Source organism: bacterium, from assembly GCA_024228115.1.
Lineage (GTDB): Bacteria > Myxococcota_A > UBA9160 > UBA9160 > UBA6930.
On sequence record JAAETT010000039.1, the window covers coordinates 32304 to 45430 of the forward strand.

The following is a 13127-nucleotide window of genomic DNA, read 5'->3' on the forward strand; positions in this document are numbered from 1 at the left end:
GAGTTGCGCAGTGAAGTGGGCGGCTTGGCTCCCGACTCAATCATTCGCCCCCGGGGGATCATCCAGGAAAGCGAGGACCGCGGCGTTGAAGGCTTCGGTCTCCTCGATGTTGACGCAGTGGCCGGCGTCCGGGATGACGACGTGCTTCGAGCGCGGGAGCTTGGCCGTCATCACCTCGGCTGCAGCCTGGTAGGCAGCGTCGAGGCTCCCTACCAGGATCAATGCGGGAATCTGGATATCCGCGAGTCGATCCAGGGTCGAGGTCGCCGGACCGGCCACTCCACGGCCGAAGTGCGCCACACCGACAGGATCCTGGGCTTCGATCGCGCGGCCCGCGGACTGGGCGGCGGGCAGTTCCGGGCGGAGACCGATCGAGTTGGGTGCGGCGCGTCCGCTCGTATAGCCCCCGAAGCCCACGCGTTTGAGACGGCCGGCGATCCGGTCCACCTGAGCCTCCCAGCCGGCCTGGGCCTTGGGCTTCTTGAAACCGGGCCCGCTGGCGATCAACAACAGCGCACGCACCCGTTCCGGATGGGCCAGGGCAAGATGCTGCGAAGCGAGACCACCGAACGAAAGCCCGCCCACGACCGCCGGTTCGTTGGGTGCTGCCCACGCCAGCACCCGACCGAGATCGTCCACCACCTGCTCCATCGAGTAGGCGGCCTCGTTCTCGGGTACCTCGCTCTTGCCATGGCCACGGTAGTCCCACAAGACGACGCGGTAGCCAGCCGCCACGAAGGGCTCGACCTGAGGACGAAAATTCTCGTGGGTCTGGCAATAGCCGGGCGAGAGCACGAGCGGCGTCCCGACGCCTGTCGCCTCCGCGTAGAGGCGCACGCCGTCGCTCGCGATTACTTCCGCCACGTTGGCCTGGCTTGCATCTAGTGAACCTCCATCAGGCCCGGCGGCACGAGTAGCGGTGCACCCGCCGGAAGCACGCGAATCAACTGGACCAGGGAGGCGAGTGTACCCGGTAGCGGCAGCTCGGGAGTGACAGCGCTCTGGATCCCACCAAAGAGCTCCATCAGCTCCTCGGCAAGGGGACGCGGGCGGGGGTACTGCACGAGCACCACGGGCGCATCGTCTTCCAGGTCGACGAGTCGTTTGCCCTCGACCACGGCGTCACGTAGCCCGCCTAGCGAATCGACCAGACCGATCTCCAATGCCTGAGCGCCCGTCCAGACCCGACCCTGAGCAATGGCATCGACCGCGTCCCGTTCCAGGTCGCGCCCTTCCGCCACGCGTTCCAGGAAGAGCTCGTAGACGCCTTCGACATCGTCCCGCAGCACGGCACGAGTCTCCTCCGAGAGTGGCTCCGATCCGAGCAGCAGGCCTGCGTGGGGGCCGCGGGTGATCGTCTCGACACCCACGCCGAGTTTCTCGAGCAAGCCACCGATCACCGGGCGAAGCACGAACACGCCGATCGAACCCGTATAGGTCGTATGGTGGGAGACGATCTTGTCCGCGCCAGCCGCGACGTAGTAGCCACCGGAAGCAGCCATGTCGGACATCGAGGCAATCACGGGTTTCCCGGTCTTGCGCACGTCCTGCACGGCCTGCCAGACGATATCCGAGGCCAGAGCCGAGCCGCCCGGGCTGTTGATCCGAAAGATGATCGCCTGGACTTCCGGATCCTCGGAGGCTTCGCGAAGAGCCTTCGCCACCGTATCCGATGCCAGCACCGGCGAGCCGCCGGCGGCGTACTGGCCCTTGCCGATCAACACCGGGCCCGAGCCGTGCACCAGGGCAAAGGTGGCCTCGGGCTCGAAATCGAGCGCGTCCAGACCGACCTGGGCGTAGTCGGAAGCTTCGACGATCGGCTGGTCTGCGAAGCCCTCCATGAGTGCCGTCCAGGTCTGGACCTCGTCGATCAGGCCGAGCTGAATCATCGGCCCGCCGCCGGTGGGTGCCTGATCGATCGCCTTCTCGACGGCGCTGGTCTCGAGCCCGCGGCCTTCTGCAACGACTGCGAGGAAGCGCTCCTGGATCGAATCGACCAGGGCCTCCTGCATCTCGCGGGCAGGGCCCGACATCTCCTTCGCGGCGTAGCTCTCGACTGCGCTCTTGTAGCGCCCGATGCGCTCGTACTCGATCTCGACGCCCAGCTTCTCGAACAGGCCGCCCAGGAAGAGGTACTCACCGGCAAGCCCGACGAAGGGGTTGCGATGGCCCGGCGCTGCCACGATGTGCTGGGCGCCGGTCGCAACCACGTAGGACCCGTTGCCGAAGCCTTCGACCTCGAGGTATGCGACGGTCTTGCGACCGGCGTCGGCAAGCCGTGCGATGGCATCGCGGATCTCCTCCACCCGGCCCCAGCCGAGCGCCAGACTGCGAATGCGGAACACGACCGTATCCACCCGGTCGTCCCGCTCCAGCTTCGCCAGCTCACCGAGCAGCGACGTCAATGAGCCTTCACCTCCGCCGGTGAGCCGCGCCAGAAGCGGATTTGCCGGAGCGTCCGCGTAGCTGCCTTGGAGTTGGATCACCACCACGCTGCCAGGCTCGACGCCCATCGGCCGGGTCTCGAACCAGAAGGCCGCGAGTACCGCCACCAGCAGAACACCGAGAATCCAACCTTTCGCTCGACTCATGTTCTTCGTCCCTCGTGGGTTGTCCCCTACAGCGGGAGACAGCGCGGGACGAAGGTAACGTTCAGCAAGCCATGCCCAAGCCCGTCTATATCGCCGGCGTCGGACTCACCAAGGTGGATCTCACCGGTAGGGTATTCGGCAGCATCTTCGACCTCTTCGCGCAGGCGTTCGCCCGGGCGCTCCAGGATTCGCGAGTCCGAAGCTTCGACGCCGTGCAGATCGGCATCATGGACAGCGAGGAATTCGAGAATCGGGCCAATATCGCTGCCAAGGTGGTCGACCGGTTGGGCCTTCGTGGGGTTCCCGCCGTCCGCAGCGAAACCGCATCCTCCACGGGGGCGGCTGCCTTCCACGAGGCCTACCACAAGATCGCCTCCGGCCAATGCGAGAGCGTGCTCGTGTTGGCAGGCGAACGCATGAAGACGGTGACCACCCAGGTAGCGACCCACATCATGTCGAAGACCGTCGACCCGGAAGAGCGACGCTTCGGCTTCACCATGCCCGGTTTGATCGCGCTGGTCACCCAGGCCTGGCTCGGCAAGGCAGGCATCTCCCATGAAGAAGCCCGTGCGACCCTGGCCCGGTTGATGATGCGGGCTCACGCCCTGGGCGCAGAGAATCCGCTGGCGGCATTCTACGGCAAACCAGAAAAACTCGAAGCCTACTTCGACGCGGACCAGAACTTTCCCGTCGCAACGCCGCTGATGCGAAAGGATTGCTCGCCGATCTGCGATGGCGCAGCCGCGATGATCCTGACCTCGCGACCGGCCGGGCTACGCGTCGCCGGCCTGGGCTCCGCCACGGAGAGTTCCTCGGTGCTCGACCGCGATGCGCTCGATCATCTGGACGCGACCCGGCAAGCCGCCCGTGTCGCCTACTACCGCGCTGGCATCCGCGATCCGCGGCACCTCGCCGGCCTCGTCGTCGAAGCCCACGACGCCTTCAACAGCCTGCTCCCGATCGGTCTGGTGGATCTCGGCTTGCTGCGCGACGACGAAGTCGTCGAAGCGCTCGTAGGCGACACGAATGGCACCCCGGGAGATCCGATCGCGAACCCGGTGACCGGAATCGCAGGGAGAGTGCCGGCCAATCTATCGGGCGGCCTCAAGGCGCGAGGCCACCCGGTCGGCGGCACCGGCCTGTTCCAGATCGCTGAATGTGCACTCCAATTGCAGGGTCGGTTTCCCAATCCGCGCGCTCAGGTGCACGGGGCCACGATCGGCATCGCGCATTCGATCGGCGGACCGGGAAACAACGTATTCGTCACCGTCCTCGAGAGCAGCGAGTCGCTTCGCCTGCCGGAGGCCGTACCTGAACCGCGACTGCATTTCGAAGCGTGCGCGCCCCGACCCACACCGGATCCGGCCCAACTCGATGGTGCCCGGGCGGTGGTGGAAGCAGCCACGACCATCCACATCACTGCGGGCCCCCAGGAAGGCCCGGTTCATGTTGCGGTCGTCAGTCTCGACGGCACGCGGGTCTTCGCCCGACTCGATCACCTGGCCGGGGAGGAGCTGCCCGAGGGTGCTCTCGCCGGGCAAAGGGTACGCCTGCTCGTCAAGGATGACGGCGATCACTACTTCCAGCTGGATCGGGACAGGGGCGGTATCGGCCAGCTCTTCACACGGATTCGGGCCGCGCTGAGCTGAGCGGTGCCCGAGGGCATGCGCAACCGCCGCCGTGTTCCCACGAATACGCTCCCGATGGACATCCCGCGAGGGGCGACGTGTCAGGCGGATGTGAGTTCGAGGGTCGCGATCTCACGGGACGCCGCGATGCGGATCGCCGGCCCGGCCACACCTGCGCCGCGGTTCACGTAGAGGCTGGTCTCTCCGACCCGGAACAGGCCTCGCGGATAGCGAGAAATCAGCCGGGCCAGGTTCACGCGGACGGCCATGCCGGGCAATGCGATCTGGCCGCCGTGGGTATGGCCCGCGAGTACCGCCGCGAAGCCCAGTCGTGCTGCCTGGGTCACGGCATCGGGACGATGACTCAGGAGGATCGTGGGTCCATCGTCGGGCAAATGCGTCCCAAGCTCTTCCAGTTCATCGAGGATCAGCTCCGGATCGGTCCACAAGCGCCCGGGGTCATCGATGCCCGCAAGATAGAGGGGCGCATCCGTTGACAAACGCACGATCTCCTCGCGAAGCAATCGAACGTTGGGTGCATGAGCCGCAAGACCCTCGGCGACCGCCGTCGCACCGGTGTACATATCGTGATTGCCCAGCACGGCGAACACGCCGAAACGCGCTCGCAAGCGGGAGAGCCCCTGCGCTCCGGCCTCGACGAACGCCGGATCGAAATCGAAGAGGTCGCCCGTCAGTACCAACAGATCCGGCTGCATGGCGTTGACATCGTCCACGAGCCGATCCAGACGTTCGCTTTCCATCTTGTTGCCAATATGAAGATCCGAGATCTGGACGACACGAAGACCTTCCAACGATGGGTCGAGGCCCGGAAGCGGCAGCCGGGTGTTGGTCCGGTCATAGCGTGCCTGGCCGAGGGTGGCGCCCCAGAGGATCACGCCTGCAGCCGCCAGCAGTGCCGTGTTGCCTCCGAGCTGAAGCCACTCCCATTGGGTCTTCGGCGCAATGCCGACGGCGCCGAGCACCAACCGGGTCGGCAGCGCAAACGCCCACAACGCGACCACCGCCATGCCGAGCAGGAGCGTCGCCACCCCGGCCGTCATATAGCTCCGTGCAACCACACCGATCGTTCCTTCGCGGCGCCGGGCGCGGCGCAGGGGTGCGTATGAAGCCACGTTCAGGCCGACCAGAAGCGCAAGGATTCCGAAGGCGATCGGCCACGGGGGGACCGGGTGGCCTAGCACCACGACCCACAGCCAATGGAGGATGAGGGCCTGCATCGCCCCGAGCAGGAACGCCAGGGTACGAAAGACCTCCGCCATGAAGAACGTGCGCAAGAAACTCATCGATCTTCCGAAGGACCCACCCCGTTCACAACCTACATCTGACACGCCAGAATCTGGTGCTGATCCTGACAGACTTGCAGACCTCCACGCGCTTCGGCCACTCTACCCGGATGAGTGATGCCGTGGCCCACTACAAGGAAGCCTTCGACCACTACCTGAACGAGCGCCTCGAGCCGGCGATCGAGGCCTACCGCCGCTGTGTAGAGGCCGACCCCGGCCACGCACGGGCCTGGAACGGGCTCGCCATGAGCCTCGAAAAGCTGGGGCAGCTCGATGCCGCCATCGAAGCAGGCAAGAAGCTCGTCGAGCTCGAGCCCGACGAGCCTCTCAGCCACACCAGCCTTTCCATCTTCTATCAGCAGAAGGGCATGATCCCCGAGGCGGAAGAGGAGAAGGCCATCGCGATGCGTCTTCAGATGGCGGCGCTGAAAAAGAAGTAGGGAGATCGTCGTTGGGCACCAAATCCCTGGGCCAGAGCGCCGAGATCTACGACTACGTCGTCGCCCACGGAAGCGAGCCTCCGGATGGTGTGCTCCGGGCGCTCCAGGAAGAAACGGCGGAGATCGGATTGCTCGCGGCGATGCAGATCGACGCCGAGCAGGGCGCCCTGCTCACATGGCTTACGCGGGCATTCGGCGTGCGTCGGGCGATCGAGGTCGGAACCTTCACCGGCTACTCGTCCCTATGCATCGCCCGCGGCCTGCCCGAGGATGGTGCGCTCCTATGCCTCGATGTGAGCGAGGAATGGACGAGTATCGCCCGTCGCTACTGGGAGAGAGCGGGGCTCAGCAAGCGGATCGAGCTTCGCCTCGCCCCGGCGAACGAAACCCTGGAAGCCCTGCCCATGGAAGAGAGCTTCGATCTCGCCTTCATCGACGCGGACAAGACGAGCTACGCCAGCTACCTGGAGCATCTCCTTCCGCGGATGCGGACGGGAGGCGTGATCCTGGTCGACAACGTCCTCTGGAGCGGGGCCGTCATCGATCCAGCGCGGGTGGACCCAGACACCGAAGCCATCCGGTCGTTCAACGACCAGGTTGCAGCCGATCCACGACTGGACGCAACGATGTTAGGCCGCTTCGACGGCCTTACACTGATTCGAAAACGAGAACCGGCGAAGCGCTGAGAACCTGCGCTACGAACTCCACCGATCGGCACATTCGGCGATCCAGCGCCCATGGGCCCGAGCGGAGGCCAACTGCGTCTCGGTTGGCCCAGAGCCCGTCTTGCTGGGACTCGTCTCGGCCAGGGGCCCCCAATGGCAGCCCGCGGCTGCGAACTGATCCAGGCGGTTGTGCATCGGCACGAGCAGCAAGCCATGCTCGGCCAACGTCGCCAGCAACGAAATCAGGGTGAGCTCGCCGCCACCCCGCCCGCCCGCTCCTGCACTGGCGAATACCGCTCCCAGCTTTCCCTTCAGCTTGCCCTGCATCCAGAGCGGTGCGGTCCGCTCCAGAAACCCGCGCATCGACGACTCCATGCCCGCCATATGCACGCCACTGCCGAGGACGATCGCATCGGCCGCAAGCAGCTGCTCGTTCCTTGCCTCCGCGGCACTCGTGAGGGTCACACTCTCGCTGATCTCCCGTGCGCCGTCAGCGAGGGATTCCGCCATGCGCAGGGTGCGGCCCGTCTCGGAGGCGACGACGATCAGGACACTCGTCGGTTGCATCGCAGCTCAGCTCTCCAATCCGAGCCCGTTCAACGCGGCAGAAAAATCAGCCGGCGGCTCGCAACTGGCCTCCACTTCTTTCCACCGAACCCGCTGAGCGTGGAGCATTTGACGAGGCGCCAGTTCGTGCTCCGGCCCGCCGTAGCGAGGGTCGCCCAGGATCGGGTGGCCCAGATGCGCCAGGCTGGCACGGATCTGGTGCAAGAAGCCGGTGGTCGGGCGAGCCTCGACCAAGCTGGCTTCATCGGTGGCCAGGAGCGAGCGCCAACGCGTTCGGGTCGGACGGCCGCGGCCAGGCCGAGCGTCATCTTCCGAGAGCACGCGAACCTTCGCAGGCCGGTGACGCCCCACACTCAACTGCAGGGCCAACTCGCCCTCGAGCCGGCCCGCCACGATCGCCAGATAGGTCTTCTCGACTTTGTGACTCCTGAACGCCTCGCGAAGCCGCTGCCATGCCTCTTCCTGGACGGCGAACAACAGGACACCCGACGTATCGACATCCAGACGATGCACGACCCCACTGCGCAAGCCCCCTTCGCCTACCCCGACGACTTCCGGATGTCGTGCCACGAGCGCGTTGGCCAGCGAGCCACCCTCGTCGACCTGGAGGGGGTGCACGGGCGTGCCGGCGGGCTTGTCGAGCGCGAGCCAACCGTCACCCGAAGCCACGATCTCGAGCGGGAGATCGGGCTCGGCGCGGGGCGGGGCCTCGCTGGGATCCGGCTCCCGCACCACGTGGATCCGATCGCCCTCGGCGATCGGTGCACCCTTGGCATCGAGCCCAACGGGGCGCTCGCGCCAGGTGACCGTGCCGCGGGAGAGGGCCCGCCGTGCGCCTGCCCGGGAAATCCCCAGGGAGGCCGCCAGGAACGCGTCCAGCCGCCAGCCATCCTCGTCCGGGCCCACCACACCTTCGAAGCCGCCCGGCGCGGGGCGGGAGTCTTCTGACATGGGTAGAGTCTACCGTTCGCGGAGGATCCAACCGAATGAGCGAGCCGCCGAGCCGCCAGACCGACAACCGGCATGCTGACCGACGGCGTGTCGAGGTGATGGATACCACCCTGCGGGACGGCGAGCAGACTCCGGAAGTCGCATACACCCCGGAGGAAAAGCTCCAACTCGCCCGGGCCCTGCTGGCCGATGTGGGCGTGGATCGCATCGAGATCGCGGGCACCCGGGTTTCGGAGGGCGAACGCGAGGCAGCCCGGAAGATCTGCCGCTGGGCGAAACGCGCCGGCATGCTGCGTCGGATCGAGATGCTCGGCTACTGCGACGGCAACAAGAGCGTCGATTGGCTCCACGAGACCGGCGGGCGTGTACTCAACCTGCTGGTCAAGGGCTCCGAGCATCATTGCGCGACCCAGCTGCGAATGGCGCCGGAGCAGCATCGCAAGAAGGTCGCCGAAACCCTCGTCTACGCGCGGAAGCGTCGCGTACGCACGAACGTCTACCTGGAAGATTGGTCGAGCGGCGTCGTGGATAGCCCGGATTACGTCTTCGCCATGCTGCGCGCGCTCGGCGAACACCGGGTGGATCGGGTGTTCCTTGCGGATACACTCGGCACCCAGGCGCCACGAGATGTTCGGCGGGGAATCGACCTGATGGTTGCGAGCTTCCCCGATGTGCACTTCGAATACCATTGCCACAACGACTACGGATTCTCGACGGCGAACGTCCTGGCTGCGGTGGAAACGGGCGCGCGCGGCGTCCACACCAGCGTGAATGGCCTCGGCGAGCGGGCAGGCAACGCGCGGCTCTCCGAATCCGTCGCCGCCTTACACGATCATGGGCCCTTCATCACCGGCGTGAACGAATCACGGCTCGTAGGTGTCTCCCGTCTCGTGGAAATCTTCAGCGGAAAAGAAGTGGCGACGAATACTCCGATCGTCGGGCAAGACGTGTTCACCCAGACGGCCGGGATCCACGCGGACGGCGACGCCAAGGGAGACCTCTACGAGAGCCGGCTCGTCCCTGCACGCTTCGGGCGAAAACGTCGCTATGCGCTCGGCAAGCTCTCGGGCAAGGCTTCCCTCGATCAGAACCTGGCCCAGCTCGGCATCGAACTCGAAGAGAAGGAGCGCGATCTCGTGCTCGCGCGAATCGTCAGCCTCGGCGACAAGAAGCACACGGTCGTGCCGGAAGACCTGCGCTTCATCATTGCGGACGTGCTCAAGACGCCAAGGGAGCATCTGCTACGAATCGAACACTACGATGTCTCCGTCGGAAGCGATCGTTCTCCCGAGGCGAGCGTCGAACTGGCCTTCCGAGGCGACACGGTATCCGCCAAGGCCAGCGGTGATGGCGGATACGACGCGTTCATGAATGCGCTCAAGAAGGCTGCACGAAAATTCGGACTCGTCGTTCCGAAGCTGCAGGATTTCCGTGTGCGTATTCCGCCTGGCGGACGCACCAGCGCCCTGGTCGAAACCCTGATCACCTGGCAGGGGCGCCCAGGAGAAGAGTCCTTTTCGACGCTGGCCGTGGATTCGGACCAGCTGGCGGCCGCCGTGATCGCCACCGAGAAGATGCTCAACGTTGTCGCCGCACGAAGCCAGGAGACGTGAGAGGCGCGAGCGGGACGCTCCTGAAGATCGCGGCGGGGCTCTTGTCAGGCGTCTTCATGACAGGCTGTGCCGGAACACCGGAACCCGACCCTCGTTACCTGCCGAGCCAGAGCGTGCTCGAGGTCGTGGCCGTCCTGCGGCGCCACATCCCCGATGACACCTATCGCTTCGCTCCTGCGCGGGATTTCACGGGTCGAAACGTCTACAGGGCATCCCTTCTGCGTCTCGAAAACCTCGAGGCGGCTCATGCGGATGCCCTGCGTGCGGGCACCTTGGACGATGTGATCGCCTTCGCGAAGGGGCGTGCGCTCGAGCGGATCCGCGCTTTCGACCTGGCCGCAGTGAGCTACCGTCAGGCGAGAGAAAGCGATCCTTCGCTTCGGGAAGACTCCCTCCGCAGCGCCGCCATCTGCGAGACCCTTGACGAAGCCACTCAACTCGAGCCCCCGAGCACCGAGGCCGCGATAAGCCGGGAGGTGGCGCTCGCCGCTTTCGAGAGCCGCCGAGCCCTGCTCGAAGTGGTGCTCGCAGATATCGGAAGCAGCCACTACGCCGCCGTGATCCAGGAGGAAATCGAGCGCACGGATCTGGCCCGAGCACGTTTCCTTGCAGATGTGAGGCGCCTGTATCCGGATGGCGATGTCCGAGCGCTTGCCGCAATCCAACAGCTCGTCGTCACTCACCGGGAAAGCAAGAACACCAACAGTCACTTGCTCGCCCTCGGCGACTTGTACGCCGAGTTGGCCATCGAGTACGTCCAGGATCATCCGCCCGAGAGCCTGAGTTTCGATCCACCCCACTTCGAGGAGCTGGTGGAGGCGGCGGCGAGAATGTACGAAGCGGTCTCGAACCAAGACGGCGCAGCAGAGAAGATCGAGGCCGCCCGACGGCTCGAAGCGTTCCTGGCGTTCATGCTGAAGATCGACCGGGATCGGTTCTCCCCGTGAAGCTCTTCCTCCTTGCACCTCTCCTCCTGACGCTTGCGGGTTGCTCGACGCTCACGCCGTCGGTCGATCCGCTCGAGCCGTTGCCTCTCCTCGCCCCGTATGTTCCCGACGAACTCGACCGCTGTTCGCGGGATCTGGCGACCGCGGTCTTGCTAGGCGATGACGCGGACCTCGAGCGCGAGCTCGGCCGACTCGCTTCCTTGGACGAAGATCGGACGACCGCTGGCGAAGCAACGAGTGGATTGCTTCCCTACGCGCTCGACGCACGGAATGCCACCATCACCAACCCGCGCATTCGCCGCATGGCGAGCGGGGCCCTGCTCGAACGCTCGGATGTGCCGGCCGCCTTGCACAAGCGCATCCAGGAAGAAGTCGAAGACGACCCCCTGGCGCTGGCGAGTCGACGACTGCGGGATCGTTTCATCGTTCGCTACGGCAGGGTGGCGAACGAGATGATGGAATCGGTGGGGCGCTCGGTCGGCGGCGTGTTGTTGCCCTACCGGCTTGCGCAATCGGTGATCAACATCGCGCTTGCCGAGCATATGGAAGACGAGCTGACGACCGGGGAACGTCAGGCCCTGGACCATTGGAAGCGCTTCGTCCGGGAGAACCCCCAGGCACCCGAGGCGCGAGAACTGCTGGACAGGATCAACGCAGCCCAGCTGCGCTGGGGAAGGACCCAACGCGACCTGGCCCTCCAGAAGGGATGGAATGCGCTCGACGCTGGTGTACCCCTCCTGGCATCGGCCTATGCCAAGAGGGCCCTGCGCCACGCACCGGAAGATCCCGAGGCGACGGAGCTGGGGGCGATTGCAACGGAGCGGGTAGTTGCATGGCGCGCCGAACGTTCCCGGGCCGAGACGGCTGCACCCGACGCACTCGCTCAACAGAGTCGACAGGCCGCCATCGCCCGGGCACTTCTCGCACCGTCGGATGGGAAACTATCGCACGCGGCGACGCTGGCTCGGGAAATCCTGGCCGAAGGGCCAGATGCGCCCCTGGCTAGCGAGGCACGTTATGTCCTTGCGCTAGCCGCGGGTGCTCGCGGCGTAGAGGGCGAACGTTGGGAGCGCATCGAGCAGCTCGCGGCCGAGGACGACTCGAACTCGACGATGGCCCGATTCGCTCGAACAGAATGGGAGAGTTTCGAGACGAACCCCTATCGCGGCTTCAAGGTGGCGCTCGACCAGGTACGCAGCGAAAAGATCCGGACGGCGCTGCTCGGCCCACTGAAGGACGGACCACGGGAGCGACACCTGCCACGCTGGCTCGAGTACGTCGTGGAGATCCCGACGACCGTGACCGTCCTGATCGGACTTCCGATGCGGCTGCTCCAGGCACCGTTCGAGCTTTCGCCGCTAGGCGTGCCGGCCGTCCTGGCCAGGCGCACCCTGGAGCGCGAGCCCGCGGGTGCCCACACCGAGGAAGCCCGGCGTTGGCTCGTCGACTACGAACGCCGCCGGGGCAACGCGGTGGGAGCTTTGGCGCTGCTCGAAACCGCGCCAGGCAGCAGCCCCGAGGAGATGGCGGAGCTACTCGACGCCGCCGGAACGCAGGCCTACGAGGCCTCCCTGCAAGAGAAGCGCCGTGACGTCCGCATCCGCCTGCTCCAGGATGCCGCTCAGCGTTTCGCAGGCACGGAAGGTGGGCAGAAAGCGGGGGAGGCCGCGCGCGAAGAGCTGCGAACCGCCACCAGCCAGAACATCCGCATCAGCCGCGGCTTCCTGCTCGAAAACCCAGCCGTAGCCGGGCCCGAGGGTCTCGCCCTTCGCCCCACCTTGCTGGACGACGAACCCAGCAACGGCGAACTCCATCCCGCGGGCGTCACCCTCCTCGGCGAACGTGTCCTCGAGATCGCCCTTCTCGACGGACGCCCCAGCCAGCCACCGCAACGGAAGCGCCGACGCGTCTCGGAAGAGCGCATGGCCCGGTTGGTCGCGCAATTGGAAGAAGCGACCCTGCATACCCTCCTCACCGACCGGGACGCCCGGGTCGAACACGACGCGGATCGGGATCTCTACTTCGAACGCGCCCGCCTCCACAGCCTGGAACGCGCCGACGGCCGCTCCCATGCACAGTCCAACTACACCTTCCTGGGCATGCGCGAACGCTACGGCCTGGTGCGTGGCCGCGAGTCGATCCTCCCCGTCCAACTCGTGCTCCAGGGCAGCTTCGAAGACTTCGCCCTCGGCGCCTTCCCGCGGATGCGCATGCCAAAGACGACGCCGGACGCGTTCTTGTACAAGGATCGGTAGAGACGATGCGGAAGCGTTCCAGCCCCTAACACCTATCAGGCCCCCGGTTGTCAACAGGCAGTGACGTCCCCTGACGCCTGCCCTCTTGGAGCAGCGTTGTTTCTTGGGCGCGTCGTTCCTCCCTCGTCTCCGACTTTCGTTTCTCTCTTCGGGTTCCAGGCTCTGG

Annotated in this window: 11 protein-coding genes; 6 read left to right on the forward strand and 5 right to left on the reverse strand. The window is 65.8% G+C overall.

Annotated features, from left to right (window positions below; all coding sequences use genetic code 11):
- Window positions 1-36: 36 nt before the first annotated feature.
- Together GY937_01150 and sppA are read right to left on the reverse strand one after the other, a co-directional pair.
- Window positions 37-864 carry an alpha/beta fold hydrolase gene (locus GY937_01150; GenBank protein ID MCP5055312.1) on the reverse strand — a complete coding sequence of 276 codons (828 nt, stop codon included), beginning with the start codon at window positions 862-864 and terminating at the stop codon, window positions 37-39.
- A gap of 17 nt (window positions 865-881) precedes the next feature.
- A complete protein-coding gene (gene sppA, locus GY937_01155) occupies window positions 882-2591 on the reverse strand; it encodes a signal peptide peptidase SppA (protein ID MCP5055313.1) in 1710 nt (569 codons plus the stop codon).
- Window positions 2592-2662: 71 nt separating this feature from the next.
- Here sppA and GY937_01160 point away from each other — a divergent pair, with 71 nt between their 5' ends.
- On the forward strand, window positions 2663-4240 hold the full coding sequence (locus GY937_01160; protein MCP5055314.1) for a hypothetical protein: 1578 nt from the start codon (window positions 2663-2665) through the stop codon (window positions 4238-4240).
- Between the two features lie 80 nt (window positions 4241-4320).
- Here GY937_01160 and GY937_01165 read toward each other — a convergent pair whose 3' ends face one another.
- A complete protein-coding gene (locus tag GY937_01165) occupies window positions 4321-5523 on the reverse strand; it encodes a metallophosphoesterase (GenBank protein MCP5055315.1) in 1203 nt (400 codons plus the stop codon).
- A 110-nt stretch (window positions 5524-5633) separates the two neighbouring features.
- On the opposite strand from GY937_01165, the gene GY937_01170 reads away from it, so the two are divergent.
- Window positions 5634-5963 carry a tetratricopeptide repeat protein gene (locus GY937_01170; protein ID MCP5055316.1) on the forward strand — a complete coding sequence of 110 codons (330 nt, stop codon included), beginning with the start codon at window positions 5634-5636 and terminating at the stop codon, window positions 5961-5963.
- 11 nt (window positions 5964-5974) lie between these two features.
- Window positions 5975-6649 (forward strand): O-methyltransferase, encoded by a 675-nt coding sequence (locus tag GY937_01175; GenBank protein ID MCP5055317.1) that lies wholly within the window; start codon window positions 5975-5977, stop codon window positions 6647-6649.
- Between the two features lie 9 nt (window positions 6650-6658).
- Here GY937_01175 and GY937_01180 read toward each other — a convergent pair whose 3' ends face one another.
- Entirely contained in the window at window positions 6659-7195 is a 537-nt protein-coding gene (locus tag GY937_01180) for a hypothetical protein (GenBank protein ID MCP5055318.1), read from the reverse strand.
- 6 nt (window positions 7196-7201) lie between these two features.
- Complete coding sequence (locus GY937_01185; protein ID MCP5055319.1) at window positions 7202-8146, reverse strand: RluA family pseudouridine synthase; 945 nt, start codon at window positions 8144-8146, stop codon at window positions 7202-7204.
- Between the two features lie 35 nt (window positions 8147-8181).
- Between GY937_01185 and GY937_01190 the strand changes: the two genes are divergently transcribed.
- Genes GY937_01190 through GY937_01200 form a run of 3 tightly spaced genes read left to right on the forward strand, consistent with a single transcriptional unit; the run spans window position 8182 to window position 12961 of the window.
- Window positions 8182-9759 carry a 2-isopropylmalate synthase gene (locus GY937_01190; GenBank protein ID MCP5055320.1) on the forward strand — a complete coding sequence of 526 codons (1578 nt, stop codon included), beginning with the start codon at window positions 8182-8184 and terminating at the stop codon, window positions 9757-9759.
- Window positions 9756-10706: a hypothetical protein gene (locus GY937_01195; GenBank protein MCP5055321.1), complete on the forward strand. Its 951-nt coding sequence runs from the start codon at window positions 9756-9758 to the stop codon at window positions 10704-10706. Before GY937_01190 ends, GY937_01195 begins: the two co-directional genes overlap by 4 nt.
- Window positions 10703-12961 carry a hypothetical protein gene (locus GY937_01200; GenBank protein ID MCP5055322.1) on the forward strand — a complete coding sequence of 753 codons (2259 nt, stop codon included), beginning with the start codon at window positions 10703-10705 and terminating at the stop codon, window positions 12959-12961. Before GY937_01195 ends, GY937_01200 begins: the two co-directional genes overlap by 4 nt.
- The last annotated feature ends 166 nt before the right edge of the window (window positions 12962-13127 follow it).